Annotated in this window: 26 protein-coding genes; 15 read left to right on the top strand and 11 right to left on the bottom strand. The window is 70.1% G+C overall.

The annotated features are described in order from the left end of the window. Positions 1–20 precede the first annotated feature (20 nt). From scpB to tatC, 4 genes are all read left to right on the top strand, one after another. Entirely contained in the window at positions 21–665 is a 645-nt protein-coding gene (gene scpB / locus HBB12_RS09245; protein ID WP_236992715.1) for an SMC-Scp complex subunit ScpB, read from the top strand. Positions 666–862: 197 nt separating this feature from the next. After that, entirely contained in the window at positions 863–1,210 is a 348-nt protein-coding gene (locus HBB12_RS09240) for a twin-arginine translocase TatA/TatE family subunit (protein WP_236989074.1), read from the top strand. 257 nt (positions 1,211–1,467) lie between these two features. Further along, positions 1,468–2,046 (top strand): Sec-independent protein translocase protein TatB, encoded by a 579-nt coding sequence (gene tatB, locus HBB12_RS09235; protein ID WP_236989073.1) that lies wholly within the window; start codon positions 1,468–1,470, stop codon positions 2,044–2,046. Beyond that, the gene (gene tatC, locus HBB12_RS09230) at positions 2,043–2,846 is read left to right on the top strand and encodes a twin-arginine translocase subunit TatC (RefSeq protein ID WP_236989072.1); all 804 of its coding nucleotides are present in this window, start codon (positions 2,043–2,045) and stop codon (positions 2,844–2,846) included. Before tatB ends, tatC begins: the two co-directional genes overlap by 4 nt. 112 nt (positions 2,847–2,958) lie before the next feature. Here the strand turns inward: tatC and HBB12_RS09225 are convergent, their stop codons facing one another. Beyond that, a complete protein-coding gene (locus HBB12_RS09225) occupies positions 2,959–3,852 on the bottom strand; it encodes an ATP-binding protein (protein ID WP_236989071.1) in 894 nt (297 codons plus the stop codon). Between the two features lie 234 nt (positions 3,853–4,086). Between HBB12_RS09225 and yajC the strand changes: the two genes are divergently transcribed. The 5 genes from yajC to HBB12_RS09200 all read left to right on the top strand — a co-directional run bounded on the left by yajC (position 4,087) and on the right by HBB12_RS09200 (position 8,437). Beyond that, positions 4,087–4,416, top strand: a complete 330-nt coding sequence (gene yajC / locus HBB12_RS09220; protein ID WP_236989070.1) for a preprotein translocase subunit YajC — start codon at positions 4,087–4,089, stop codon at positions 4,414–4,416. 88 nt (positions 4,417–4,504) lie between these two features. Further along, positions 4,505–6,112: a protein translocase subunit SecD gene (gene secD, locus HBB12_RS09215; RefSeq protein WP_236989069.1), complete on the top strand. Its 1,608-nt coding sequence runs from the start codon at positions 4,505–4,507 to the stop codon at positions 6,110–6,112. A gap of 105 nt (positions 6,113–6,217) precedes the next feature. Next, positions 6,218–7,165, top strand: coding sequence for a protein translocase subunit SecF (secF, locus tag HBB12_RS09210; RefSeq protein WP_236989068.1), 948 nt, complete (start codon positions 6,218–6,220; stop codon positions 7,163–7,165). Further along, a complete protein-coding gene (locus HBB12_RS09205; RefSeq protein WP_236989067.1) occupies positions 7,166–7,555 on the top strand; it encodes an Mth938-like domain-containing protein in 390 nt (129 codons plus the stop codon). A gap of 15 nt (positions 7,556–7,570) precedes the next feature. Continuing rightward, on the top strand, positions 7,571–8,437 hold the full coding sequence (locus HBB12_RS09200) for a phytoene/squalene synthase family protein (RefSeq protein WP_236989066.1): 867 nt from the start codon (positions 7,571–7,573) through the stop codon (positions 8,435–8,437). Positions 8,438–8,560: 123 nt separating this feature from the next. Here HBB12_RS09200 and trmFO read toward each other — a convergent pair whose 3' ends face one another. From trmFO to HBB12_RS09165, 7 genes are all read right to left on the bottom strand, one after another. Continuing rightward, positions 8,561–9,991: a methylenetetrahydrofolate--tRNA-(uracil(54)-C(5))-methyltransferase (FADH(2)-oxidizing) TrmFO gene (gene trmFO / locus HBB12_RS09195; RefSeq protein ID WP_236989065.1), complete on the bottom strand. Its 1,431-nt coding sequence runs from the start codon at positions 9,989–9,991 to the stop codon at positions 8,561–8,563. Between the two features lie 174 nt (positions 9,992–10,165). Continuing rightward, positions 10,166–10,315 (bottom strand): DUF1127 domain-containing protein, encoded by a 150-nt coding sequence (locus HBB12_RS09190; RefSeq protein ID WP_082173034.1) that lies wholly within the window; start codon positions 10,313–10,315, stop codon positions 10,166–10,168. An 821-nt stretch (positions 10,316–11,136) separates the two neighbouring features. Beyond that, the gene (locus HBB12_RS09185) at positions 11,137–12,108 is read right to left on the bottom strand and encodes a S1C family serine protease (RefSeq protein WP_236992714.1); all 972 of its coding nucleotides are present in this window, start codon (positions 12,106–12,108) and stop codon (positions 11,137–11,139) included. Positions 12,109–12,331: 223 nt separating this feature from the next. Next, complete coding sequence (locus HBB12_RS09180) at positions 12,332–13,336, bottom strand: transporter family protein (RefSeq protein ID WP_236989064.1); 1,005 nt, start codon at positions 13,334–13,336, stop codon at positions 12,332–12,334. Positions 13,337–13,399: 63 nt separating this feature from the next. Continuing rightward, on the bottom strand, positions 13,400–13,636 hold the full coding sequence (locus HBB12_RS09175) for a hypothetical protein (RefSeq protein WP_236989063.1): 237 nt from the start codon (positions 13,634–13,636) through the stop codon (positions 13,400–13,402). A 54-nt stretch (positions 13,637–13,690) separates the two neighbouring features. Next, the gene (gene uvrA / locus HBB12_RS09170) at positions 13,691–16,675 is read right to left on the bottom strand and encodes an excinuclease ABC subunit UvrA (RefSeq protein WP_236989062.1); all 2,985 of its coding nucleotides are present in this window, start codon (positions 16,673–16,675) and stop codon (positions 13,691–13,693) included. 217 nt (positions 16,676–16,892) lie between these two features. Further along, entirely contained in the window at positions 16,893–17,357 is a 465-nt protein-coding gene (locus tag HBB12_RS09165) for an Lrp/AsnC family transcriptional regulator (protein ID WP_236989061.1), read from the bottom strand. A 167-nt stretch (positions 17,358–17,524) separates the two neighbouring features. On the opposite strand from HBB12_RS09165, the gene HBB12_RS09160 reads away from it, so the two are divergent. Continuing rightward, positions 17,525–18,535, top strand: coding sequence for a 1-aminocyclopropane-1-carboxylate deaminase (locus HBB12_RS09160; RefSeq protein ID WP_236992713.1), 1,011 nt, complete (start codon positions 17,525–17,527; stop codon positions 18,533–18,535). Positions 18,536–18,777: 242 nt separating this feature from the next. Here the strand turns inward: HBB12_RS09160 and HBB12_RS09155 are convergent, their stop codons facing one another. Next, a complete protein-coding gene (locus tag HBB12_RS09155) occupies positions 18,778–19,638 on the bottom strand; it encodes a glycoside hydrolase family 25 protein (protein ID WP_442919245.1) in 861 nt (286 codons plus the stop codon). Between the two features lie 202 nt (positions 19,639–19,840). On the opposite strand from HBB12_RS09155, the gene HBB12_RS09150 reads away from it, so the two are divergent. Together HBB12_RS09150 and HBB12_RS09145 are read left to right on the top strand one after the other, a co-directional pair. Beyond that, a complete protein-coding gene (locus tag HBB12_RS09150) occupies positions 19,841–20,284 on the top strand; it encodes a DUF488 domain-containing protein (RefSeq protein WP_236989059.1) in 444 nt (147 codons plus the stop codon). A 123-nt stretch (positions 20,285–20,407) separates the two neighbouring features. After that, complete coding sequence (locus tag HBB12_RS09145; RefSeq protein ID WP_236989058.1) at positions 20,408–21,598, top strand: MFS transporter; 1,191 nt, start codon at positions 20,408–20,410, stop codon at positions 21,596–21,598. A 16-nt stretch (positions 21,599–21,614) separates the two neighbouring features. On the opposite strand, the gene HBB12_RS09140 is transcribed toward HBB12_RS09145, so the two are convergent. Further along, complete coding sequence (locus HBB12_RS09140; protein WP_236989057.1) at positions 21,615–22,724, bottom strand: glycosyltransferase family 4 protein; 1,110 nt, start codon at positions 22,722–22,724, stop codon at positions 21,615–21,617. Continuing rightward, positions 22,721–23,599 carry a UDP-2,3-diacylglucosamine diphosphatase gene (locus tag HBB12_RS09135; protein ID WP_236989056.1) on the bottom strand — a complete coding sequence of 293 codons (879 nt, stop codon included), beginning with the start codon at positions 23,597–23,599 and terminating at the stop codon, positions 22,721–22,723. Before HBB12_RS09135 ends, HBB12_RS09140 begins: the two co-directional genes overlap by 4 nt. Positions 23,600–23,869: 270 nt before the next feature. Between HBB12_RS09135 and HBB12_RS09130 the strand changes: the two genes are divergently transcribed. From HBB12_RS09130 to thiD, 3 genes are all read left to right on the top strand, one after another. Further along, the gene (locus tag HBB12_RS09130; protein WP_236989055.1) at positions 23,870–24,856 is read left to right on the top strand and encodes a DMT family transporter; all 987 of its coding nucleotides are present in this window, start codon (positions 23,870–23,872) and stop codon (positions 24,854–24,856) included. 109 nt (positions 24,857–24,965) lie between these two features. After that, positions 24,966–25,670 (top strand): thiamine phosphate synthase, encoded by a 705-nt coding sequence (gene thiE, locus HBB12_RS09125; protein ID WP_236989054.1) that lies wholly within the window; start codon positions 24,966–24,968, stop codon positions 25,668–25,670. 28 nt (positions 25,671–25,698) lie between these two features. After that, entirely contained in the window at positions 25,699–26,499 is an 801-nt protein-coding gene (gene thiD, locus HBB12_RS09120; protein ID WP_236989053.1) for a bifunctional hydroxymethylpyrimidine kinase/phosphomethylpyrimidine kinase, read from the top strand. The last annotated feature ends 46 nt before the right edge of the window (positions 26,500–26,545 follow it).

Genomic DNA, 26,545 nt, shown 5'->3' with positions numbered 1-26,545 from the left:
CGGGTCGCGCCCCCAAGGCGATGCGCCTCTCCGCGTCATCACCGCCCTCCGAGGCCGCCCGCCTCGCCGAGGCGCTGATCTTCCGTGCGCCCACGCCCCTCACCGAGGCCGACCTCGCCGCCCGGCTTCCCGCCGGCACCGACGTCCGGGCCGTGATCGCCGAGATCGCCGGTGACTACGCGGCGAGGGGCATCGCGCTCGCGCGGGTCGCCGGCGGCTACGCCTTCCGTACCGCGCCCGACCTCGCCCCGGCCCTGCGGGGCGGCGTCCCGGAGCCGCGCAAGCTGTCGCGGGCCGCCCTCGAGACGCTGGCCATCGTCGCCTATCACCAGCCGGTGACCCGCGCCGAGATCGAGGAGATCCGCGGCGTCACCACCTCGAAGGGCTCCCTCGACCTCCTGCTCGAGACCGGCTGGGTGCGGTTGCGCGGCCGCCGCCGTACGCCGGGGCGGCCGGTGACCTACGGCACCACCCCGGCCTTCCTGGATCATTTCGGCCTCGACGCGGTCTCCGACCTGCCGGGCCTCGACGAGCTGAAAGGCCTCGGCCTGCTGGAAGGCCGGCTGCCGGCGGGCTTCCGGGTCCCGCAGCCGGGCGACGGCGCGGGAGCCGACGAGGATCCCATCGACGGCCCCTCGCTCCCCGGCGATGCCGCGGCGGACTGAATTCCCGGGTGGGGCATTCCCCCGGGCCCCGAGGAAATGCTTGTTTTCGCCTCTTGCCGTCCTTACGTTCCGGCCGCACCGCACGTGCTCGGACCGCCCCCACGGCGATGATGAGCCTGCGGGATCAGAGGTTTGGGACGTCGCACGACGCCCCGCGAGAGTGCCGCAGCGATGCAGACGCTGCGCAGGAGAGAACCATGGGCGGCGCGAGTATCTGGCACTGGATCGTCGTCGGCGTGATCATCATGCTGCTGTTCGGGCGCGGCAAGGTGTCCGACCTGATGGGCGACGTCGCCAAGGGCATCAAGGCGTTCAAGAAGGGCATGGCCGACGACGAGCAGGCCCCGGCCTCGACGGCGCAGGTACCGCATGCGCAGGTGCCCCCGGTTCAGGTGCCCCCGGTCCAAGTGCCGCCCCCGGTGGTTCCGCCGGCGCCCGCGCAGCCTGTCCATGCGCCGGCCACCCAGGCGCCAACACCCCATGTGCCGACCGCGCAGATGCCGCCGCTGGGCACCGAGCCGAACGTCGACCGCAAGGTCGGCTGAGCGGTCCGGCCTCTGGCCCGTTCCCCGCATGAAGGAGCGCGCGACCTCCGGTCGGCCTCCTTTTTCGCGCCGACCCGATCGGCGCCTCCCGGGGCGGGGCGAGTTCCTCATCGGGCACCTGTTTCATGCGGAACCCGGTCGCCGGTGACTGGCGCCGGCGCATCGGCGTGCTAGACAGCCCGCGCGGGGCGCCCGCTCACGAGCCGCGCCGCGTGATTTCAAGAGTCGCGCCGCGCGAGTAGCAGGGCCGTCACGCCATGTTCGATATGAGTTGGGGCGAGGTGATGCTGATCGGCGGCGTCGCGCTCGTCGTCATCGGCCCCAAGGACCTGCCCAGGACCCTGCGCACCGTCGGCCAGGTCGTCGCCCGGGTGAAGCGGATGGCGGGCGAGTTCCAGAGCCAGTTCAGCGAGGCGATGCGCGAGGCCGAGCTCGACGACGTCCGCCGCGAAGTCGCGGACATCAACCGCAGCGTCTCCTCGGCGACGAGTACCGGCTTCAACCCGGTCCAGACCATCCGCAACGAGATCAAGGGCGCCGTCGACGGCGTGCCCAAACCCGCGACTCAGGCCCTGCCGGGCGCGGAGTCGTCGGCATCGGACCCCTCGGCTCCCCATTCCACCGCCTCGGACGTGCCCGCCGCGCTGCCGGAACCGGCCCCGCCGGCCTTCGATCCCGCCGCACCGCCGGCCTATCAGCTCCCCGAGCCCGCGGACGAGAAGCCCTCCATCTCGGCGCTTGCGGCGGCGACCGCACAGCTCAAGGCCGAAGCCGCTCGCGCGGCGTCGAAGTCTCCCACCTCCCACGACACCGCCAGCACGGGCCACACTGCATGATGACCGAGGCCGATGAAGCCGAGATCGAGGCCTCGCGCGCACCGCTGATCGAGCACCTGATCGAGCTGCGTTCGCGGCTGATCAAGTCGCTGCTCGCCTTCGGGGTCATGTTCTTCGTCTGCTTCTTCTTCGCGCAGCACATCTACAACATCCTCGTCCACCCCTACGTGGCGGTGGTGGGAGCAGACAAGGCACGGCTTATCGCGACCCACTTCCTCGAGCAGGTCTTCACCAACATCAAGCTCAGCGTGTTCGGCGCCGGCTTCCTGTCCTTCCCGGTGGTCGCGACGCAACTCTACGCCTTCGTGGCACCGGGCCTGTACCGCAACGAGCGCCGGGCCTTCCTGCCCTATCTCGTCGCCACGCCGGTCTTCTTCCTGCTCGGCGCCCTCGTCGTCTATTTCCTGGCGATGCCGCTGCTGATCAAGTTCTCGGTCAGCCTGCAGCAGATCGGCCAGCCGGGCGAGGCCACGATCGAGCTCCTGCCGAAGGTGGACGAGTACCTCTCGCTCATCATGACGCTGATCTTCGCCTTCGGGATCGCGTTCCAGCTGCCGGTGATCCTGACCCTCCTGGGCCAGATCGGGCTGATCGATTCGAAGTTCCTGAAGGAGCGCCGGCGCTACGCGATCGTCCTGGTCTTCGTCGCCGCCGCGGTGCTGACCCCGCCGGACGTGATCAGCCAGCTCTCGCTCGCGGTACCGATGCTGCTCCTCTACGAGGCCTCGGTGTTCTCGGTCCGCGCCATGGAGAAGCGCCGCGAGCGCGCCCGGGCGGCGGAGGAGGCTGCGGGGGAGTAGGATCGTCCCGCTCCGGTCCGAACCTCCGCGACATCCCGGGCTGCGCCGAGCAGCCCGGGACTTTCGCTTAACGCCCCGGACCGACGCAGAGGTGACGGGATCGAGAACGACCTCAGTCCAGCCGCCGCCCCAGGCGCCCCGCCAGGTCCTGGATGTACTGGAACGCCGTGCGGCCCGACCGCGCCCCGCGGGTGGTCGACCATTCGAGGGCCTCGGCCCGCAGCCGCTCCGGCTCCATCGTCAGGCCGTACCGCGCCACGTAGGCGTCGATCATCGCCAGGTACTCGTCCTGGCTGCACTTGTGGAAGCCGAGCCACAGGCCGAACCGGTCGGAGAGCGACACCTTCTCCTCCACCGCCTCGCCCGGGTTGATCGCCGTCGAGCGCTCGTTCTCCATCATGTCGCGGGGGAGCAGGTGGCGCCGGTTCGAGGTGGCATAGAAGATCACGTTGTCGGGCCGGCCCTCGATGCCGCCGTCGAGCGCCGCCTTGAGCGACTTGTACGAGGTGTCCTCGGCATCGAAGGACAGGTCGTCGCAGAACACCACGAAGCGATGCGGATCCGGCCGGAGCCACCCCATCAGGGCCGGCAGTCCCTCGATGTCCTCGCGATGGATCTCGACGAGCTTCAGCGGCCGCTCCAAGTCCCGCGCGACGTCGCGCGCATTGATCTCGGCATGCACCGCCTTGACCAGCGACGACTTGCCCATGCCGCGGGCGCCCCACAGCAGGGCGTTGTTGGCCGGCAGGCCGCGGGCGAAGCGCTCCGTGTTGTCGAACAGGATGTCGCGCATCCGGTCGATGCCGCGCAACAGTCCCATCTCGACCCGGTTGACCCGCGGTACCGGCTGGAGCCGCCCTTCCGGCTGCCATACGAAGGCGTCGGCCGCCGCGAAGTCGGGGGCGGGGCGCGCCGGCGGAGCGCTGCGCTCCAGGGCCGCGGCGATGCGCAGCAGGACGGGCAGCAGGTCGGTTCCGGACGGGGAGGTCGGGATCGGATCGGTCATCGCGGGGAAACGGGCTCCTGCGCAGGGGCGGACGTGCGGGTGGCGCCTCTTAATCCCAACGCGCCGCGAACGAAAACCCCAAGGCCCCGCGGGCGAAAACCCACCGGGATCGGGCAGGGGAGGGCCGTTCCCCGACGTTGCTTTCGGGTCGTCCGTGGCTATAGTCCGCGCGCTTTTGCAAGGCCGGCGGGGACCCGCCCGGCCCGTTTTCGTCTTGTTCGGGAGACCTCGAGAGTGATCACGCCCGCCTTCGCGCAGGGAGCCGGGATGTCCGGCGGCACGGACATCCTCGTGCAGGTCGTCCCCTTCATCCTGATCTTCGTGATCATGTATTTCCTGATCCTGCGCCCGCAGCAGCGCCGCGCCAAGGACCACCAGGACATGATCAAGAACGTGCGCCGCGGCGACACGGTGGTGACCACCGGCGGCATCGTCGGCCGGGTCACCAAGGTGACCGAGGCCCCGGAGATCGAGGTGGAGATCGCCCCGAACGTCAACGTCAAGGTGGTCCGCACCATGATCTCCGAGGTTCGGGCCAAGGGCGAGCCGGTCAAGGCCGCCTGATCCATCGTCTGACGCAGGGTGAAGCCCGGACGAGAAGCGCCGGGCCGCCCTATCTCACACATATTCGAGACCGGTTGGGACGCCGCGGATGCTCCGTATCTCCACCACGAAGGCCGTCGCGACGCTCGCCGTGATCCTCGTCGGCCTGATGCTCGCCGTGCCGAGCTTCTTCACGGCCGAGCAGCGCAACGGCTTCATCAAGTCCCTGCCGTCCTGGTTCCCGACCTGGATCGTGCCGACCCGCGCCATCGTGCTCGGCCTCGACCTCCAGGGCGGGTCACAGATCGTGCTGGAGGTCGACCGCAACGACCTCGGCCGCACCATGGCGCAAGGCTTGCGCGACGACGTGCGCCAAGCCCTCCGCGAGGCCGGCGTGCAGGCCGATGGCGGCATCCAGATCCAGCCGCGCGGCGTGCAGCTGCGCATCAGTGACGCCGCCGCCCGCGCCAAGGCGATGCCGAAGCTGCAGGCCCTGTCGCAGCCCGTCACCGACGCCACCCTCGGCCAGACCGGCGCCCGTACCCTCGACGTGCGCGAGGAGCCGAACGGCCTGATCCAGCTCACCTTCTCCGATGCGGGCTTCAACGCCCGGGTGCGCCGGGCGGTCAGCCAAGCCATCGAGGTGATCCGCAAGCGCGTTGATCTCGGCGGCACCACCGAGCCGTCGATCCAGCAGCAGGGCGCCGATCGCATCCTGGTCCAGGTCCCGGGCCTGCAGGACCCGGCGCGCCTGGAGGAGCAGCTCGGCAAGACCGCCAAGCTCGAGTTCCGCCTCCTCGCCGACAGTTCGGCCGGCGACGTCGACATGCTGCCCTCCAAGGATGCCAACGGCCAGAAGGTGCCGGTGGAGCGCCGGGTGATGGCCGACGGCGCCGACCTGACCGACGCCCAGCCGGGCTTCGACCAGAAGTCGAACGAGCCGATCGTCAACTTCAAGTTTAACCTGCGCGGCGCCCAGCGCTTCGGCCAGGCGACGAGCGAGAATGTCGGCCGCGCCATGGCGATCGTCCTCGACAACGAGGTCGTGTCGGCCCCCCGCATCCTGCAGCCGATCACCGGCGGGCAGGGCCAGATCTCCGGCCGGTTCACGGTGCAGCAGGCCAACGACCTCTCGGTGCTGCTGCGCGCCGGCGCCCTGCCGGCCAAGCTCACCGTGATCGAGCGCCGGACCGTCGGCCCGGGCCTCGGCCGCGACTCGATCGAGGCGGGCAAGCACGCCACCATCGTGGCGACGATCCTCGTCGTCGTGCTGATGTTCGCCGCCTACGGCGTGTTCGGCCTGTTCGCCAACATCGCGCTCCTCGTCCATGTCGGCCTGATCCTCGGCCTGATGTCGGTGCTGGAAGCCACGATGACGCTGCCGGGCATCGCCGGCATCGTGCTCACCATCGGCACCGCGGTCGATTCCAACGTGCTGATCTACGAGCGCGTGCGCGAGGAGGTGCGGGCCGGCCGCTCGATCCCCTCGGCGCTGCAAGCCGGCTTCGACCGCGCCTTCGCCACCATCGTGGATTCCAACTCCACCATGGCGATCGCCGCGGTGATCCTGTTCTTCCTCGGCTCGGGGCCGGTGCGCGGCTTCGCGGTGGTGTTCATCCTCGGCATCATGACCACGGTCATCACCGCCGTGACCCTGACCCGGATGATGATCGCCCTGTGGTACCAGCGCCTGCGGCCCAAGGTTCTCCCGATATGAAGACCCTGCCGATCTGATGCTTCTACGGGCGGTCCTCGCAACCGCCCGGACTTGCGCTGCGCTCCGGGTAAGGGGCGCGCCGACAGACCCTTTTCGAGACCGACGATGCGCCTCCTCCGCCTCTGGCCCGACGAATCCCACTTCGACTTCATGCGCCTGCGGCGCTTCAGCTTCCCGCTCTCGGCCTTCATCTCGGTCGCCACGGTGGTGCTGTTCCTGCAGATCGGGCTCAATTTCGGCATCGACTTCAAGGGCGGCACCCTGGTCGAGCTGCGGCCGAAGGCCGGCGTCACCTCCGATGTCGGCGCGGTGCGCCACACCGCCAACGATTTCGGCTTCGGCGAGACCGAGGTGCAGGAACTCGGCCAGGGCTCGATCTCGGTCCGCTTCCCGCTCCAGGCCGGCGGCGAGACCGGGCAGACCCTGGTGATGCAGAAGGCCCACGCCGCCTTCGACAAGGATTACGCCTTCGACCGGGTCGAGACCGTCGGTCCCCGCGTCTCGGGCGAGCTGGTGCAATCGGGCACGATCGGCGTCGTGCTCTCGGTCGTGGCGGTCCTGCTCTATCTGTGGTTCCGGTTCGAGCGCGAGCTGGCGCTCGGCGCGATCGTCGGCACCCTGCACGACATCGTCATCACGGTCGGGCTGTTCGTGATCACCCGGATCGAGTTCAACATGACCTCGATCGCCGCGATCCTCACCATCGTCGGCTACTCGCTGAACGAGACCGTGGTGGTGTTCGACCGCACCCGCGAGCTGATGCGGCGCTACAAGACCATGCCGACCGAGCAGCTGCTCAACCTGTCGATCAACTCGACCATGTCGCGCACGGTGATGACCGCGATGTCGACCGCCCTGTCGCTGCTGGCACTCGTGCTGTTCGGCGGCGAGGCGATCAAGGGCTTCTCGGTGGTGATGCTCGCCGGCGTGGTGATCTGCACCTACTCGGCGATCTTCGTCTCGACCCCGTTCCTGATCTATATCGGGCTGCAGGCCGGCGGCTCCCGGACGCAGGTGCGCGACCCCTCGGCCCTGCCGCAGGCGGCCGAGTAGGTGGCGGCTCCCGAGCGCCCGCAGGACGGCTTCGTTCCGGGCCGTCACCCGATCGACGCCTATGGCGGCGGCGGCTTCCGCTTCGCCGAGATGTCGCATCGCGGCTCAATCCTGGCGCTGCCCTCGGGCGTGCGCGCCTGGGAGGTGACCGAGCCCGCCGGCATCACGCCGAAGAGCCTATCGCCCCTCGTGGCCGAGGCCGGCGGGATCGACCTGCTGCTGCTCGGGACCGGCGCCGAGATCGTGTTCGTGCCCGACTCCTTGCGCCGGTTCCTGAAGGAGGCCGGCATCGGCCTCGACGTGATGCAGACCGGCGCGGCGGCCCGGACCTACAACATCCTGATGGCCGAGAACCGCAAGGTCGCGGCCGCCCTGATCGCGGTGCCGTGACGTGAGCCGGATTTCATGAGCCAACCCGAGACGCGGGATCCGGCCTGGGCCTATGCCCATTGCGAATCCCTGGTGCGGGACGGCGACCCGGACCGCTGGTACGCCAGCCTCTACGCCCCGGCGGAGATCCGCCCGCATCTCCACGCGCTCGCCGCCTTCAGCCTGGAGGTGGCGCGGGTGCGGGAGGCCGTCTCGAGCCCGATGCCGGGCGAGTTGCGCCTGCAATGGTGGCGCGACGCCCTTCAGGGCGAGGCGCGGGGCGACGTGCGCGCCCACCCGGTCGCCGCTGCCCTCGACGACACCCTCGTCAAGGCGCGCCTGCCGCGCCAGCCCCTGGTCGACCTGATCGACGCCCGGGTCTTCGATCTCTACGACGACCCGATGCCCTCGACCGGCGACCTCGAAGGCTATTGCGGCGAGACCGCCTCCTGCCTGATCCGCCTCGGCAGCCTGATCCTGGCGAACGGCTCGGAGCCCGGGGGCGCCGCGGCCGCGGGCCATGCCGGCGTCGCCTACGCGGTGACCGGCCTCCTGCGGGCCTTGCCGTGGCACGCGCGCAGCGGCCAGGTCTACCTGCCGGCGGACGTGCTCAAGGCCCACGGCGTCACCCGCGAGGACATCGTGGCGGGCCGCGGCGGCCCGGGCCTGCTCGGGGCCTGCGCCGACATGCGGGCGCTGGTGCGCCGCCACCTCGCGGCCTACGCGGCCGAGCGGGCGACGATCGCCACGGTGGCGGCCCCCGCCTTCCTGCCGGTCGCCCTCGTCGAGGCCTATCTCGCCCGGATGGAACGGCCGGGCTACGACCCGCTCGCCAGCGTGATCGAGGTGCCGAACTGGCGCCGGATCTGGCGGCTGTGGTGGGCGGCGCGGTCGGTCAAGTAGCCCCCAAGCCTTCCATGTCTCCACGTCATCCCGGGGCCGCGTCGCGGAACCCGGGATGACCCGGAGGGTGTGGCGACCGTCGGCTCACCTCCAGGGCGGAATGCGGCTGCATGTCCCCCGACGCTACTCCGCCGCCTCGGCCGGCAGCGGGGCCGGCGCCTCTCCGAGCCATTCGCCCAGCGCGGCCCGGGCCCGGTCGGTCATCGCCCGCTTCTTCGCCTGTGCCTTCTCCGTGCCCCGCAGGCGCTTGCCGTCCGGGGCCTTCGGTGCCCGGTCGAGGGGCGGGAAGAGGCCGAAATTGACGTTCATCGGCTGGAACGACCGCGGCGTCCCCGCATCCTCGGCCGAGACGTGTCCGCCGGTGATGTGGCCGATGAGGGCCCCGAGCGCCGTCGTCACCGGCAGCGGCTCCAGCGAGCGCCCCTGGCGCTCGGCGGCGGCGAAGCGGCCGGCCATCAGGCCGATCGCGGCGCTCTCGACATAGCCCTCGCAGCCGGTGATCTGGCCGGCGAAGCGCAGGCGCGGCTCGGCCTTGAGCCGCAAGGTGGCGTCGAGGAGGCGCGGGCTGTCGAGATAGGTGTTGCGGTGCAGGCCGCCGAGGCGTGCGAACTCGGCGTTCTCCAGGCCGGGAATCGTGCGGAAGACCCGCACCTGCTCGGCGTGCCGCAGCTTCGTCTGGAAGCCGACCATGTTGTAGAGCGTCGCCAGCGCGTTGTCCTGGCGCAGCTGCACGATCGCGTAGGCCTTGACCGTCGGGTTGTGCGGGTTGGTCAGGCCGAACGGCTTCATCGGCCCGTGGCGCAGGGTCTCGGGACCGCGCTCGGCCATCACCTCGATCGGCAGGCAGCCGTCGAAATAGGGGGTCGAGGCCTCCCATTCCTTGAACGAGGTCTTTTCGCCGTCGATCAGGGCCTGGATGAAGGCGGCGTATTGCTCGCGGTCGAGCGGGCAGTTGATGTAGTCGGCCCCGGTGCCACCCGGCCCGACCTTGTCGTAGCGGGACTGGAACCAGGCCTTGCCCATGTCGATCGAGTCGCGGTGCACGATCGGCGCGATGGCGTCGAAGAAGGCGAGCGATTCGGCGCCGGTGAGGCTGCGAATCCCCTCGGCGAGGCCGGGCGCGGTGAGCGGGCCGGTCGCCAGGATCACGCTGTCCCACGAGGCCGGCGGCAGGCCGTCGATCTCCTCGCGGAGGATGGTGACGTTCGGATGGCCTTCGAGCGCCGCGGTGACGGCCCGGGCGAAGCCTTCGCGGTCGACGGCGAGCGCGCCGCCGGCCGGCACCTGGTTGGCGTCGCCGCAAGCCATGATCAGCGAGCCGAGGCGGCGCATCTCCTGGTGAAGCAGCCCGACGGCGTTCTGCTCCGCGTCGTCGGAGCGGAACGAGTTCGAGCAGACGAGCTCGGCGAGGTCCTGCGTCTGGTGCGCCTCGGTGCCGCGAAGCGGCCGCATCTCGTGCAGCACCACGGGCAGGCCGGCCTCGGCGATCTGCCAGGCCGCTTCGGAGCCGGCGAGGCCGCCGCCGACGACGTGAATGGGGTCTGATCCGGACATGACGCGGCATATCGGATCGGACGCCGTCGATGCAACACCGACGGGAGGATGGCGGGGGTCCGGACATGCGAACGCCCGCCGGAAGGGGCGGGCGCGCGAGACGATGAACGGCCCGGCGGGCCTATGATCGACTTGGGGGTACTCGGTACGCGGTACTGGTACGCTGAGGAGCGCTTACGCGACCGAGCGGGCGATGCCCTGGATCTCGAAGCGGCTGATGCCGAGATCGTCGAGCTCGCGGTCCGAGAGACGCGACAGCTCGTGCACGGTCTCGCGGTAGCGGAGGTAGGAGCGGATCTTGCTGAGGATGAGGGAGACGAACATCGGATTTGACCTCTGGACGGGCAGCCGGTGCGAACCGTTTCGGCAGCGGCTGCCTGTCTCTGTTGCAACGCACCATATGGGAAATGGCCCCGGTGCTGGGAGAGGGAGTCGCGTAAGCCAGCCATGCACGATCCGCATGCAGCGCGCAGGGAATCGTCAACCAACCCCTGTGCCTGCCGATTTGGCAGCACTCTGGCGCATGAAGCGCAGGGATTCCGGGCATTTAGGCACTATGCTGCACGCGCGAAGGGCGGGGGTGCGGACGGGGTGCGCACCACGCTTCGGAAGGAGGAGAGCGCAGGCATGCGGCAGCCGGTGATGCATCGGTGTGCAGTGCGGCGACGGGCGCGGGCGGTGCCGTTTTGGGAGGCGTGGGCGTGCCCGTACGAGGCGCAGGGTTCTCGTCCGCATGCTGCAAGGCCATCCGGAACGGATGGGGCGCGTCAACTCGCTTCTCCGCGCGAGTGGCGCGGCGATTTGGGAAAAGAATGGCGCGGGTTTTTCCCTCCCCACTCTGCGGGGGAGGGTGCCCCACGGCGAGTGCGAAGCACTCGCACTGGGGCGGGAGAGGGGACGCCGTTTCCGGATAATGCGGAACCGTTTGAAGGGCGTCCGCTGGATCAGCGTCGGCGCTGCCCCTCTCCCGGCTCGCTCCGCTCGCCACCCTCCCCCGCAGAGGGGGGAGGGGGAAACCCGCGCTCTTCTCGTCCTGGACGGCTTCCGGAAGGCCTTGCCGCGGGCGGGGTGACGGCGCGTCTCGGTTCGGACGATGCCGCAGGCGAAGCCAGACCGAGGACGGAAGAGGTTGCGCGAGACGCCCCTCAGTGCAGCCGCGGCGCCACCAGGAAGGAGGCTCGGTCCGCCGAGGCCACCGGGATGCTCAAGGTCCGCCCGTCGCGATGGACGGTGAGCGGCACGGTGATGCCGGCGGGTCCGAGCGCCCAGACCGCGCGCAGGAAGCCCGCGAGGTCGCCGACCTCGGTCTGGCCCACCGCCATCAGGATGTCGCCGGCGCGCAGGTCGGCGGTCTCGGCGGGCCCGCGGGGCGAGAGGCCCATCACGACGACCTGATCGTCCATCTCGGTGGCGTAGAGGCCGAGCCAGGGGCGGGGCGGGCCGGCGACGCGGCCGAGGGTCGTCAGATCGTGCAGGATCGGCTTCAGGAGGTCGATCGGCACCGCCATGTTGATCGGACGGCTGTCGCGGCCGCCCTGCTGCAGCTGGAGCGAGCCGAGGCCGGTGAGTTCGCCCGCCGGGCCGATCAGCGCGGCGCCGCCCCAATGCGGGTGCGAGGGCGCGGTGAAGATCGCATCGTCGAGGAGGTATTCCCAGTAGCCGGCGAATTCCTGCCGGGCCACCACCTCGGCGGCGACGGCGCGGGTACGGCCGCCGGCCCCGGCCATTACCAGCCGGTCGCCGACGCGCAGCGAATCGGCGCTGCCGAGCGGCAGGTAGGGCAGGTCGAGACGGTCGAGGGCCTGGACCAGGCCGAAGCCGGTGGCGGCATCGTAGCCGACGACATGACCCGGCGCGGTGCGGCCGTCATGCGCGGTGAGCCAGATGCTCTCGGCCTCGGTGATCAGGTAGCCGATGGTGAGGACCAGGCCATCCTCGCCGATCAGGACGCCGTTGCCGGCCCGCTCGGTGCCGAGAATCTCGGCGGTGTAGGCGCCCTCGGGCACCCGCGAGGACAGGGCGACGACGGCGGTCAGGGTCTGGTCGAGGTCGTAGGAATAGGCGGCCGGGCGGGGCTGCACCGCGGAGGGGATCTTCCAGTCGCCGGGCGCCGCCATCATGGCCTCCTCCCGGGGCGTCTCGCGCATGCGCGCCCCGTGTCTCGTGTCGTCCGGCGGGGAGCTTCGCCGCCCCGCCCGTTCGCACCCGTTATAGGTCGCGGAACCGGGCGCGACAGCCATCGCGCGCGCCACCCACGGAAAACGCCCGGCTCGACGAGCCGGGCGGGAAGGAGGGGTCTCTCGAACGGACCCGGACGCGGTGCCGGGCCCGGGTGGTCTTTCAGTACTTGCGGATCAGCGGAACCGGCGCCGGCTCGGGCGCCGCCGCGACGGTGTAGAGCGGGGCGATGACGCGGAACCAGCCCTCGGTCGAGTAGGCCTCACGGTTCGTCGCCAGGCCGGTGACCGGCGAGATCTGGCGGGCCGAGGTGGCGACGTCGCGGGCGACCCAGGCCTGGACCGAGAACTTGCCGAAATCGTAGCCGACGAGACCGCCGAGGGCGAAGCGCCCGCCGCCGCCGCCCACCACCGTGCCGCAGCTGGCGAAGTTGCCGTTGCATGGCGCGCCGAGGGGGAGGGGGCCGCGATTCGGCAGGTTGGCGGTGCCGTAGCCGATGGCGCCGATCTCGAACTTGCCGAACTTCTTGGTCGCGGTCAGGTCGAGGTTGAGGGCGTCGGTGGGGAACTGGCTGCCGTAGAAGCCCGGGATGCCGTTGCGGCCGCCGAAGCGGGCCGGCGTGTCGTAGAAGTTGTAGGTGAGGTTGGCGGTGATGTTCCAGCCGTCGCCGGTATAGCTGATGCCGAAGCCCTGGCGGTAGGTGTTCGAGGCCAGGATCGGCAGGCCGCCGCCGCGGCCGGCATTCAGTTCGTTGAGGTAGACACCGGCGAGGTAGCTGACGCCGACGTTGTTGCCGAGATCCCAGGCGAAGATGCCGCCGACGAAGGTGCCGACATTGATGCTGGTGTCGCGGCCGCCGGGGGCGCGAGAGAAGGTGAAGACGGTCGGCGGGGCGACCACGGCCTCGATGCGCGCGCCGAGGACCTTCCACGGGGTCGACCAGACCAGGACCGGGATGTTGACCGCGGTGTCGGTCGAGGTGAGGTTCGGGCCGTCGGGGCTGCGATAGGTGAAGGTGTTGATCGCGTAGACGCCCTCGGGCAGCGGCGCGCCGATCGCGAGGCCGACCTGCTCACCCGGAACCGTCGTGGTCTGCGCGAAGGCGGCATTCGCCGAAACGCTCAACGACAGGGCAGCCGCCCCCGCGGCCAGCCAGTACTTGCCCATGGTCCTTCCTTCCCTAAGTGATATCAGGCCGGGGCACGTCAAGTCGCTGGCACGATCCGCGCGTCATCGCACCGCGCTTCGACCGAAGCCATGTTGCACCCGGCCCCCGCCCGGCGACACAGTCTGAACACCACGATGGTCTTCCAGATTGTCCCGGATTGCCAGCCCTTTGCTCGCCAGGAAGGCAGGCGATGCGGCAGCGTTGCGCAAATGACGCATTTTCGTCATGTCGCCGCCGATTTGTACTTTGGTGGTACAGAGCAAGAAATGGGCAACAAACGCCGACTTGCTGCGCCGCACAGGCGCGTTTCGCGCCCGTGCGGCCAAGCTTCGTGGGTGTTTTGGGGCGTGCCTCTATTCCGCCGCCTGCTTGCTGGTCGCGGGCTTGCGGGGCCGCGGCGCCTTCGCGGCCGGCTTCGCCGCGGGGCGCCGGGCCAGGACCTCGCGCAGGAATCGGCCGGTATGGCTCGCCTCCGAGGCGGCGATGTCCTCCGGGGTGCCTTGCGCCACGATGATCCCGCCGCCATCACCGCCCTCGGGGCCCATGTCGATCACCCAGTCGGCGGTCTTGATGACCTCGAGGTTGTGCTCGATCACCACGACGCTGTTGCCCTGGTCGACCAGCTCGTGCAGCACCTCCATCAGCTTGGCGACGTCGTGGAAGTGCAGGCCGGTGGTCGGCTCGTCGAGGATGTAGAGGGTGCGGCCGGTGGCGCGCTTCGACAGTTCCTTGGAGAGCTTCACCCGTTGCGCCTCGCCACCCGACAGGGTCGTGGCCTGCTGGCCGACGCGGACATAGCCGAGGCCGACCCGGGCCAGGGTCTCGAGCTTCTCGCGGATCGCCGGCACCGCCTTGAACAGCTCGGCCGCCTCCTCCACGGTCATGTCGAGCACGTCGGCGATCGAGCGCTCGCGGTACTTCACCTCCAGGGTCTCGCGGTCGTAGCGCTTGCCCTTGCAGACGTCGCAGGTGACGTAGACGTCGGGCAGGAAGTGCATCTCGATCTTGATGACGCCGTCGCCCGAGCAGGCCTCGCAGCGCCCGCCCTTGACGTTGAACGAGAACCGGCCGGGCTGGTAGCCCCGCGCCTTGGCCTCGGGCAGGCCGGCGAACCAGTCGCGGATCGGCGTGAAGGCGCCGATATAGGTGGCGGGGTTCGAGCGCGGCGTACGACCGATCGGCGACTGGTCGATGTCGATGACCTTGTCGAGGTGTTCCAGCCCCTCGAGGCGGTCGTGGGGGGCGGGGTGTTCCAGGGTGCCGTTGAGCTTGCGCGCCACCGCCTTGTAGAGCGTATCGACGACGAGCGTCGACTTGCCGCCACCCGACACGCCGGTGATGCAGGTGAAGGTGCCGAGCGGGATCTCGGCCGTCACGTCCTTCAGGTTGTTGCCCCGGGCGCCGACGAGGCGCAGCAGCTGCGGCTCGGGCTCGCCGGCCTTGGCGGCCGGGTTGCGCTTGGCCTTGCGCCGGCTCTTCGGCACCCGCACCGACAGCTTGCCGGTGAGGTACTGCGCGGTCAGCGAGTTCGGGTCGTCCAGGAGTTCCTTCGGGGTGCCTTGCGCCACGATCTGCCCGCCATGGATGCCGGCGCCGGGGCCGACATCGACGACGTAATCGGCCTGAAGGATCGCGTCCTCGTCGTGCTCGACCACGATGACCGAGTTGCCGAGGTCGCGCAGGCGCTTCAGCGTGCCGAGCAGGCGCTCGTTGTCGCGCTGGTGCAGGCCGATCGAGGGTTCGTCGAGGACGTACAGGACGCCGGAGAGCCCCGAGCCGATCTGGGAGGCAAGGCGGATGCGCTGGCTCTCGCCGCCCGACAGCGAGCCCGAACCGCGGGCGAGCGTCAGGTATTCGAGCCCGACATCGACCAGGAAGGTCAGCCGGTCGCGGATCTCCTTGAGGATGCGGAGAGCGATCTCGTTCTGCTTCTGCGTCAGGTGCTCGGGCAATTCGCCGAACCAGCGATGGGCGTCGCGCACCGACAGGACCGTGGCGTCGCCGATATCGGAGCCGGCGATCTTCACCGCCAGGGCCTCGGGCTTCAGCCGCTTGCCGCCGCAGGCCGAGCACGGCGTCTCGGCCATGAACCGGCCGATGTCTTCCCGCGCCGTATCGCTGTCGGTTTCCTTGTAGCGCCGCTCCAGGTTCGGGATCACGCCCTCGAACGGCTTCGACACCTCGTAGGCGCGAAGCCCGTCATTGTAGGCGAAGCGGATCTCGTCGCCGTCGGAGCCGTAGAGCACCACCTGGCGGGCCGCCTCGGTGAGCTTGGCCCAGGGCGTGTCGGTGCGGAAGCGGTAGTGACGCGCCAAGGCCTCCAGGGTCTGGCCGTAATAGGGCGAGGTCGATTTCGCCCAGGGCGCGACGGCGCCGCGCGACAGGCTCAAGGCCTCGTCGGCGATGACCAGCGTCGGGTCGATCCGCATCTCGTGGCCGATGCCGCCGCAGGTCGGGCAGGCACCGAAGGGGTTGTTGAAGGAAAAGAGTCTGGGCTCGATCTCCGGAATCGTGAATCCGGAGACCGGGCAGGCGAAGCGCGACGAGAAGGTGATGGGTTCGGGCGCCTCACCGTCCTCGGGGGCATCGGCGAAGGTTACCACCGCGATGCCGTCGGCGAGTTCGAGCGCGGTCTCGAACGAATCGGCCAGCCGCGAGGCCATGTCGGCCCGCACCACGATCCGGTCGACCACCACGTCGATGTCGTGCTTGAGCTTCTTGTCGAGCTTCGGCACGTCGTCGATGGCGTAGTACTCGCCGTCGATGCGCAGGCGCTGAAACCCCTTCTTCTGGAACTCGGCGATCTCCTTGCGGTACTCGCCCTTGCGGCCGCGCACGACGGGGGCCAGCAGGTAGAGCCGGGTCTTCTCAGGGAGCGCCAGCACCCGGTCGACCATCTGGCTGACGGTCTGGCTCTCGATCGGCAGGCCGGTGGCCGGGGAATACGGGATGCCGACCCGCGCCCAGAGCAGGCGCATGTAGTCGTAGATCTCCGTGACGGTGCCGACCGTCGAGCGCGGGTTCTTCGAGGTGGTCTTCTGCTCGATCGAGATCGCCGGCGACAGCCCGTCGATCTGATCGACATCGGGCTTCGACATCATTTCGAGGAACTGGCGCGCATAGGCCGAGAGCGATTCGACGTAGCGGCGCTGGCCTTCCGCATAGATGGTGTCGAAGGCGAGCGACGACTTGCCCGAGCCGGACAAGCCGGTGAACACCACCAGCTTGTCGCGCGGTATCGTCAGGTCGACGTTCTTCAGGTTGTGCTCGCGGGCGCCCCGCACCGCGATCACGCGCGCGTCCGCGGAACGGTCGAAGAGCTTGTCGAGAGAGGCCATGCAGGAAGGCTCCGGGCCGCCGCCGAGAAAGGCGCGGCCAGGCTTGGTGGGACCGGGGACCGGCCGGGAGCCCGCGATGCCGAGAACCCTGTCGACCGTATGGAAGACCAGATGGGGCCGCCCCTACGGATAACCAGATGGGCTCCTGGGCCGAGGCTCCGGGACAGTCTCTGGTAACGACTAGAACAAACTGCGTACATCGGCAACCGTCGCGATCTCACAAGCTGAGCGGGGCATTGTCGATCACCTCCTTCATGACGAAGAAGGTCCGGGTCTGGCGCACCCCGGGCAGGGCGATCAGGATCTCGCTGTGCATCCGGTTGAAGTCGGCCATGTCGGAGACGCGGATCTTGAGGAAATAGTCGAAGTCGCCGGCGACGAGGTGGCAGTCGAGCAGGGTCGGCATGGCGAGCGCCGCCGCCTCGAAGGCGGAGAAGCTCTCGGGCGTCGAGCGGTCGAGCACCACGCCGACGAGGACCAGGGACCCGCGTCCCACCTTCTCGGGCGCCACCACCCCGCGCACGCCGCGAAGATAGCCTTCGTCGAACAGGCGCTGGGTGCGGCGGTGGCAGGTCGCCGGGCTGGTGTTGACGCGCTTGGCGAGCTCCGCGTTGCCGATCCGGCCATCCTCTTGCAGGAGACGCAGAATTTTCAGGTCGATGCGGTCGAGCCCGGGGGACATGAGAGATCCTTCCATCCGGCAGCCGGAAGATGGATGCATCTAGCACGTCGACGCGTAGAGGGAGCGGCCTCAGCATCGACAATCGCGCAATTTCGAGAGCACCTTTCACCGAAGACTTGATAGGGTGAAAGCGGCTTCCACACAGGACCCCGGCGATGACCCAATCGATGCTGTCGCAGTTCGAGCGCTACCCCCTGACCTTCGGCCCGACCCCGATCGAGCACCTGCCGCGCCTGACCGCGCATCTCGGGGGCGACGTCGAGATCTACGCCAAGCGCGAGGACTGCAATTCGGGCCTCGCCTATGGCGGCAACAAGCTGCGCAAGCTCGAATACATCGTGCCGGACGCGATCGCCTCGAACGCCGACACCCTGGTGTCGATCGGCGGCGTGCAGTCGAACCACACCCGCATGGTGGCGGCGGTGGCGGCCAAGATCGGCATGAAGTGCCGGGTGATCCAGGAAGCCTGGGTGCCGCACGAGGACGCGGTCTACGACCGGGTCGGCAACATCATGCTGACGCGGATCATGGGCGCCGAATCGCAGCTCGTGGACGAAGGCTTCGACATCGGCATCCGCGACAGCTGGAAGCAGGCGATCGAGGACGTGAAGGCCAAGGGCGGCAAGCCCTACGCGATTCCCGCCGGCGCCTCGGTGCACAAGTTCGGCGGGCTCGGCTATGTCGGCTTCGCGGAAGAAGTGCGCAAGCAGGAGGCCGAGATGGGCATCCGCTTCGACTACATCGTGGTCTGCACCGTCACCGGCTCGACCCATGCCGGCATGGTGGTCGGCTTCAAGCCCGACGGCCGCGCCGACAAGGTCATCGGCATCGACGCCTCCTGCACCCCGGCCCAGACCCGGGCGCAGGTTCTGGAGATCGCCCGCAACACCTCGGCCCTCGTCGGCGCCGGCGAGATCACCGAGGACGACGTGGTCATCAAGGAAGACTACGCCTACCCGGTCTACGGCGTGCCCTCGAAGGAGACGGTGGAGGCGATCCGCCTCGCGGCCCGGCTCGAGGCGATGATCACCGACCCGGTCTACGAGGGCAAGTCGATGCAGGGCATGATCGACCTCGTCCAGAAGGGCTTCTTCCCCAAGGGCTCGAAGGTGCTCTACGCCCATCTCGGCGGCGCGCCGGCCTTGAACGGCTACAGCTACACCTTCCGCAACGGCTGAGCAGCGCCGATCCCCGTCTTCGTCCCATTCACGACCTCATCCTGAGGTGTTAGTCGATCAAAGATCGACTGACCTCGAAGGAGGGCTCCAGATGCCGCCGAGATGTCTGGAGCTCTCCTTCGAGGCTCCTTTCAGTCGCACCTCAGGATGAGGTCGAGGGTGGGACGAGATGATCCGCAAGCAAAGAAGCCCGGCCGCTCGTCGCGGACCGGGCTTCGTCGTTTCCAGCACTCAGTCCACTGTCACTTGTCGGTGCACAGCCCCGCCTCCGACAGCCGGCGGTGATTGCGCGGGTCGCAATCGGTGGCCAGGAACGAGGCCCATTCGGCCTTGGTGCCGTAGAAGGCGTTGCGGTCGACGTCGCCACGCACCCCCGGCACCCGGCCGGTCGAGGTGAACTGCCACAGCATCCAGTCGCGGTTGACGTAGCGCTGCTCCGGCTCGGCCGCGGTGGAGCGGACCCAGTGCGGGTAGTCGGGCAGCTCGCCCTCCAGCACGTCCTTGTGGAAGGTGATGTCGGTGTAGATGATCGGGCGCTTGCCGGTATAGGCCTCCATCTCCCGAAGCATGTACTCGGTCATGGCCAGCGCCTGGGCCTTCGGCAGCTTCTTCGGGCAAAGTGCCGAATGGCCGTTCCACTCGACGTCGAGGACCGGGGGGAGGGCGGTCGGGTCGTTGGGGACGTTGCGCTTGAACCAGTCCATCTGGTCCTTGGCCGAGCGGCACCAGAACACGAAATGGTAGGCGCCGCGCGGCACGCCGGCCCGGCCGGCGCCGTCCCAGTTCTCGCGGAAACGGTCGTCGACGTGGTCGCCGCCCTCGGTCGCCTTGATGTAGGCGAACTGGGTGCCGGCGCCCTTCACCGACATCCAGTCGATCGGGCCCTGCCACTTCGAGACGTCGATGCCCTGGATCGGATGCAGCTTCGCCTTGGCGACGCCCGGATGGGGCTTCACGTCGCCCTTGGTGGGATAGAAATCGGCGCCGCCGCCGGCACAGGCCGCGAGCGTGGCAAGGCTCGCCGCCGCCAGGGCGCGCTTGCCCCACCGGACGCCGCGCGACACGGCGGAGGACCACGGGGCGGAGGGGATCGTCGACTCCATCGGCATCGGGGCGCGGCCTGACTTCACGCGGAACACTATGGCTATTCGATGCGGTGGGGCCGGTTAATGGAAGCTTGACGGAATCGGGACGGAATTTCGAAACTCGTGGCGTGAAAGCCACATAGATTGCCCCAGAGGGTCGCCCGAGCCTCGTCCATCGGGCATAAGCCCCCGTCACGGCTGCGATTTGTCGGGGCGAGGCATGGCCAAGGTCCTGTTTACCATAGGGTACGAAGGCGCCGATTCCGAGCGCTTCACCGCCGCCCTGCGCGATGCCGGCGTGGCGAGGCTCGCCGACGTGCGCGCGGTGGCGGCCTCGCGCAAGCGTGGCTTCTCGAAGAGCGCGCTCGCTGCCGGCCTGACCGAGGCGGGCATCGGGTACACGCATCTGCGCAGCCTCGGCACGCCGAAGGCCGGCCGGGAGGCGGCCCGCGCCGACGATGCCGGGCTGATGCGGCGGATCTACTGCGAGGAGGTGCTGGAGACCGGCGCGGGCCAGGCCGCCCTCGACGAACTGGCGGCGTTGGCAGCGGCCGGGCCGACCTGCCTGCTCTGCTTCGAGCGCGATCCCGAGCGCTGCCACCGGCGAATCCTGAGCGATCTGCTGGCGGGGAGGGGGTTCGCGGTGGTGGATCTGTTCGCCTGAGGCGCGGGCAATCGCCCGCCTCCCGACGACCGGCGGGCGAATCCCGGCCTGCCCATCGATTCGGCCTGGACCGCCCGGCGGCGGCGGCCCATCATGCCGTCCGGCCCCGACCGTCGCCTTCCGATGCCGATCCCCTCACCGACGGCCCGTGCCGTCGCGGCGCTCTGCCTGACCCAGGTCATCGGCTGGGGCACCACGTTCTGGCTGCCCGCAGTCACCGGCCCCGCCATGGCCGGGGAGCTGGGCATGACCCTGCCGCTCGCCATGGCGGGCCCGACGGTGATGCTCGTCGTCATGGCGATGGCGTCGTGGCCGCTGAGCGGCCTGTTCGAGCGTCACGGTGCCCGACCGGTCATGATCGCGGGGTCGTCCCTGGGGGCGGCCGGCCTGCTGGTCATGGGCCTCGCCGACGGTCCGGCGCTCTACCTCGCCTCGTGGGTGATCGTCGGGCTGGCCGGTGCCGGGATGCTGACCACGCCGGCACAGGTCGCCGTGACCGAGATCGCCGGCGACAGGGCGCGCGGCGCGCTCGGCGTGCTGGTCCTGGCCGGTGGGCTGACCTCGACGATCTTCTGGCCGCTCTCGGGGCTGCTCCAGGCCCAATGGGGCTGGCGCGCGACGACCCTGGCCTACGGCGTCCTGATGCTGCTCGTCTGCGTGCCGCTCCATGCATGGGTGCTGGCGCGGCGGCCCGGGAGGCGATCCCGCGCGGAGAACGCCGCGCCCACGCCCATCGACCGGGCGCGCTTCACGCTCCTCGCCCTGAGCCTTGCGGCAAACGGCTTCTTCACCTGGGGCTTTGCCCTCACCTTCATCATCCTGTTCGAGGCGGCGGGGCTCGACCATGCCGAGGCGCTGACGGCGGCATCCTTCATCGGCATCGCCCAATGGGCGGGGCGCATGGTCGACGTCCTCGGCGGCCGGCGCTGGTCGGGCTTCGTCCTCGGCCTCGCTGCCTACGCGCTGTTCCCGCTGAGCTTCGTCGTGCTGCTCATGACCAGCAGCTTCTCCGGCGCCCTGCTCTTCGCCACGCTCTACGGCGTCGCCAGCGGCGTCGGCGCCGTCACCCGCGCCACGCTGCCGCTGCAGCTCTTCCCCGCCGGCACCTATGCCCGCGCGGCGACGCGCCTGGCGGTGCCGCTCAACCTCTCCTTCGCGGCAGCGCCCCCGGTCTTCGTCACCCTGGTGACGCGGGCCGGCCCCCACGCCGCCCTGTGGCTGGCCCTGGCGATCTCGCTCGTCGCGTTCGGGCTCTTCTTCAGCCTGCGGCTCGTGCATCGACGCGGAGCGTGCGGGCTGCCTGTGACGGGGTGAGGGGGTTCAGGCCGACTCAGCCCTCACCCACACGCCGCAGGGGCGTGGCCGCCCCGCCCGGCAGGGATCGCAGCGAACCGATTTGCCGCCCGGGCCGGGCCGGCGCGCCCTCGGCATGGGCGGCCTCGATATTGCCGTAGAACTGATCCGCGCTCGCCGCCCAGGTGTAGCGGAGGGCCTCCGCCCGGCAGGCCTCGCGCGGGATCGCCAGCGCCGCGCGGGCGGCCGCGCCGAGGTCATGGTCGAGAACCCCGACAGCGGTGCCGCCGATCACGTCGAGCGGGCCGGTCACCGGATAGGCCGCCACCGGCAGCCCGCTCGCCAGCGCCTCCAGCAGCACGATGCCGAAAGTGTCGGTCAGGCTCGGGAAGACGAAGACGTCGCTCGCCGCATAGACCCGGGCGAGCGCCTCGCCGGTGAGCGTGCCGAGGAAGCGTGCCGCCGGATCGACCCCGGCGAGCCGCGCCCGGTCCGGCCCGTCGCCGACGACGAGCTTGGTGCCGGGCAGGTCGAGGCGCAGGAAGGCCTCGACGTTCTTCTCCACCGCCAGCCGCCCGACGAACAGGAAGAACGGGCGGGGGAGACCGGATAGCGCCTCGGGAAGGACCTCACCGTCGCGGGGGCGAAACAGGTCGGTGTCGACGCCGCGGGTCCAGCGCATCAGCCGGGTGAAGCCGCGCCCCGTCAGATCACGCTCCAGGGACGGCGTGCTCACCATCGTGCCGCTCGCCGCACCATGGAAGCGGCGCAGGCACGCGTAGCTCCAGCGCTCCGGCACCGGCAGGCGGGCGGCGAGGTATTCGGGGAAGCGGGTGTGGTAGCTCGTGGTGAAGGGCCGCCCCTGCGCCAGGCAGACCCGGCGGGTGGCGAGCCCGATCGGCCCCTCGGTGGCGATGTGGACGTGGGTCGGCGCGAGAGCCGGGAACCGGGCGGCGACCCCGCGGGCGGTCACCAGCGAGAGCCGGATCTCGGGGTAGCCCGGCAGCGGCACGCTGGCGAAGTCGAGGGGCGTGAGCATCACCGGGTCGTGGCCGCGCCGGCGCCCCGCCGCGACCATGTGCTCGAGGGAGCGGACGACCCCGTTGACCTGGGGGTGCCAGGCATCGGTCGCGACGAGGAGCCTCACGCGACGGCCCTGGCGCTGGCGGCCGGGGGCAGGGGGGTGCGGGCGGCGGGCGCCAGTTCCTCGACCGGGATGACCGGTGGGCTGCGCGAGGTGAGGGGCTGCGCCGTCTCGGCATTGGCCCGCTTCCAGTCGGCGAAGCGGATCACCTCCATGGTGCCGTCGTAATGCTCGACCACCGCCGTGCAGGATTCCACCCAGTCGCCGGTATTGAGGTAGTGCATGTCGCCGACCATGCGGCTCGCCGCGTGGTGGATGTGGCCGCAGATCACCCCGTCGGCCTCGGCCCGGCGGGCCTCGGCGATCAGGAATTCCTCGAAGCGGCCGATGAAGTTGACGGCGTTCTTCACCTTCAGCTTGGCCCAGGCCGAGAGCGACCAGTAGGTCAGGCCGAGACGGCGGCGCACCCAGTTGAGATGGGTGTTGACGAACAAAGCCGCCGTGTAGGCGCCGTCGCCGAGCAAAGCCAGCCAGCGGGCGTGGCGCACCACGAGGTCGAACTGGTCGCCGTGGATGACGAGGTAGCGCTTGCCGTCCGCCGCCTCGTGCAGCACCTGATCCTGGATCTCGATGCCGCCGAAATGCATGTCGAGGAAGTCGCGCAGGAACTCGTCGTGGTTGCCCGGCACGTAGACGAGGCGGGACCCTTTTCGCACCTTCCGTAGGAGCTTCTGCACCACGTCGTTGTGCGATTGCGGCCAGTACCAGCCCGAGCGCAGCTTCCAGCCGTCGACGATGTCGCCGACCAGGTAGATCTCGTCGGCATCGACCTCCCGCATGAAGTCGAGCAGCAGCTCGGCCTGGCACCCCTTGGTTCCCAGGTGGATATCCGAGAGGAACAGGGTTCGCACGCGAAGCGCGTCGGCGTCCTCGGCCACGTGCAATCTCCTTGGCGGCGTCTCGCGCCAGCCAAACCCTATTCGCGTATCACTTTGATGACGCGGGAACGGATCGGCGAACCTCGGCCGAGGGAGGCAGGCCCGAATTCGTTTGCGGAGGCTTAACATCCACCATGCGGATCGCGCAGGTCAGACGCCCGGGGAGGTGTCTATCTCGGCCGTGCCGATTCGTGGTTCTGACACGATGCCCCGCCGCGATCCGCGGCCGCGCCTCTCCCCCGCTTCTCCCTCAAGAAAAGCACCACGCCCATGGCAGCCCCCCTCGTCGTCCCCGGCCGGTCGGTCACCGGATCTGGCGCGTCGGGCCGCGCGGCGGCGCGCCCTTATCTGGGGATCGGGCTCAAGGTTCTCTCGGCGCTGGCCTTCACGCTGATGTCCGCCGGGGTGAAGGTCCTTGCCGACCGGTTCCCGACCGGCGAGATCGTGTTCTTCCGCTGCTTCATCGCCATCGCGCCGCTGCTGCTGTGGCTGCGCTGGCAGGGCAGCGTGCGCGACGCCGTGCGCACGCAGAACCTCAGGGGCCACGTCCTGCGCAGCATCATCGGTGCCTGCGGCATGTTCGCGGGCTTTGCCGGTCTCTCCTTCCTGCCGCTCTCGGACGCGGTGGCGATCGGCTACGCCTCGCCGATCCTCGTCGTGGTGCTGGCGGCTGTGGTGCTGCGCGAGCGGGTGCAGGCCTATCGCTGGGCCGGCGTCTCGGTCGGCTTCCTCGGGGTGCTGATCACGCTGGCGCCCCATCTCGAATTCGGCGGATCGAGCGGCGGCGGCACCACCGGCGCCCTGTTCGCGATCCTGGCGGCGGCCTGCTCGGCGGCGGCCACCATCCAGGTGCGCAAGCTCACCGGCACCGAGCGCACCGGCGCCATCGTGCTCTACTTCTTCCTGTTCACCTCGCTGCTCGGTCTCTCGACCCTGGCTCTGGGCTGGAAGATGCCGGGCTGGTCGGATCTCGCGCTGTTCGTGGTCGTCGGCGTGCTCGGCGGCATCGGCCAGATCCTGCTCACCGAGAGCTACCGCCACGGCGACGCCTCGCTGGTCGCGCCGTTCGAGTACACCACCATGCTGTGGTCGGTGCTGATCGGCTGGTTCGTGTTCGGCCAGCTTCCCACCGCCGCGATCGCGATCGGCGGCGGCATCGTCGCGGCGGCCGGCGTGTTCGTGGTCTGGCGCGAGCGGCGCCTGGCGGTGGAGCGGGCCCGCGAGGCGGCGGCGGGCGGGCTGACGGCGGGCCGTTGACGCCCGCGCTCGCTCGCCCTTACTCCGGTGGGATCGCCGGCCCGCGATCCCCGGGCCCAGCAGGATTACGCCCCATGCCCGCACGCCCCCGCCCCGCAGGAGCCCGCCCGTGAACACCGAGGCTGGGCACGCGACCGTGCCGGTGGACCTGCGGCTCTACGGCCTCCTCGATGTCGGGGTCTGCGGCGGCGACGCCGATTACCTCGCCCGGATGGCGGCGGAGGCCGCGTCCGGGGGCTGCACCCTGCTGCAATACCGCGAAAAGACGATCTCCAACGCCCGCGAGACCGTGGCGCGCCTGCGCCGGATCCACGCGGCGCTCCAGGGTACCGGCGTCCCGCTCCTGATGAACGACCGGGTCGACCTGGCCCTCGCCGCCGGTCTCGAGGGCGTCCATCTCGGCCAGGAGGACCTGCACCCGGCGGATGCCCGTCGCCTGCTCGGCCGCGGCGCGATCGTCGGGCTCACCGTCAAGAACGCCGCCCAGGCCGACGAGCTCTACCGGCTGCCGGTGGATTACGCCTGCATCGGCGGCGTCTTTTCCACCACCAGCAAGAACAACCCGGACCCGCCGGTCGGGCTCGACGGGCTCAACCGCATCGTGTTCCGGGCCCGGCTCGCCCGCGGCCCCGGCCTGCCGGTCGGGGCGATCGCCGGGATCGACCGCAGCAACGCCGCGGCGACGATCGGGGCGGGGGCGGACGGGATCGCGCTGATCTCGGCCCTGTTCGGCACCGGCCGCGACGTCGCGGCGCGCGCCCGCGACCTGCGCGGCGTGGTCGACGGGGCGCTCGCCGCCAGAGGTTCGGCATGATCGGGATTCGCACGATCGGAGACCGGGCATGATCGCCGTGACGATCGCGGGCTCGGATTCAGGCGGCGGCGCCGGAATCCAGGCCGACCTCAAGACCTTCTCGGCGCTCGGCGTCTACGGCGCCACGGTGATCACCGCGCTCACCGCCCAGAACACGCGCGGCGTCCAGGCGATCCACGACATCGACCCGGACTTCGTGGCGCGCCAGATCGAGAGCGTCTTCACCGATCTCGACGTGACGGCGCTGAAGATCGGCATGCTGTCGCGCGCGCCCGTGATCGCTGCCGTGGCCGAGGGCCTCGCCCGCCACGCCGCCGGGCTGCCCCTGGTGCTCGATCCGGTGATGGTGGCGACGAGCGGCGACCGGCTGCTCGCCGACGATGCCGTCGCGGCCTTGCGGACGAAGCTCGTGCCCCACGCCGCGGTCCTGACCCCGAACCTGCCGGAAGCGGCGGTGCTGCTGGGGGAGGGGATCGCGGAATCCGAGGCCGCGATGCTCGACCAGGGGCGGCGCCTCCTGGCCCTCGGGCCCCGCTCCGTCCTGATGAAGGGCGGTCACGCGGCCGGGCCCGACAGCGTCGACCTTCTGGTCGGGCCGGACGACAGGGTCCTTCGCCTCGAAGGCCCGCGGATCGAGACCCGCAATACCCACGGCACCGGCTGCACCCTGTCGGCGGCCATCGCCGCCGGGCTCGCCCGCGGCCTGCCCCTGCCGGAGGCGGCCCGGGCCGCCAAGGCTTACCTGACCGCCGCGCTCGCCGCCTCGGACCGGATCCGGATCGGGCACGGCAACGGCCCGGTGCATCATTTCCACGCCTGGTGGGGCTGACACGTCATCCCGCCGGAATCGGGCCGCGCGGCCGCATGAACCCTTG

The organism is Methylobacterium sp. SyP6R, assembly GCF_019216885.1.
Lineage (GTDB): Bacteria > Pseudomonadota > Alphaproteobacteria > Rhizobiales > Beijerinckiaceae > Methylobacterium.
Note: the sequence above shows the minus strand (reverse complement) of the source record. Positions and strands in the feature narration are given on the sequence as shown.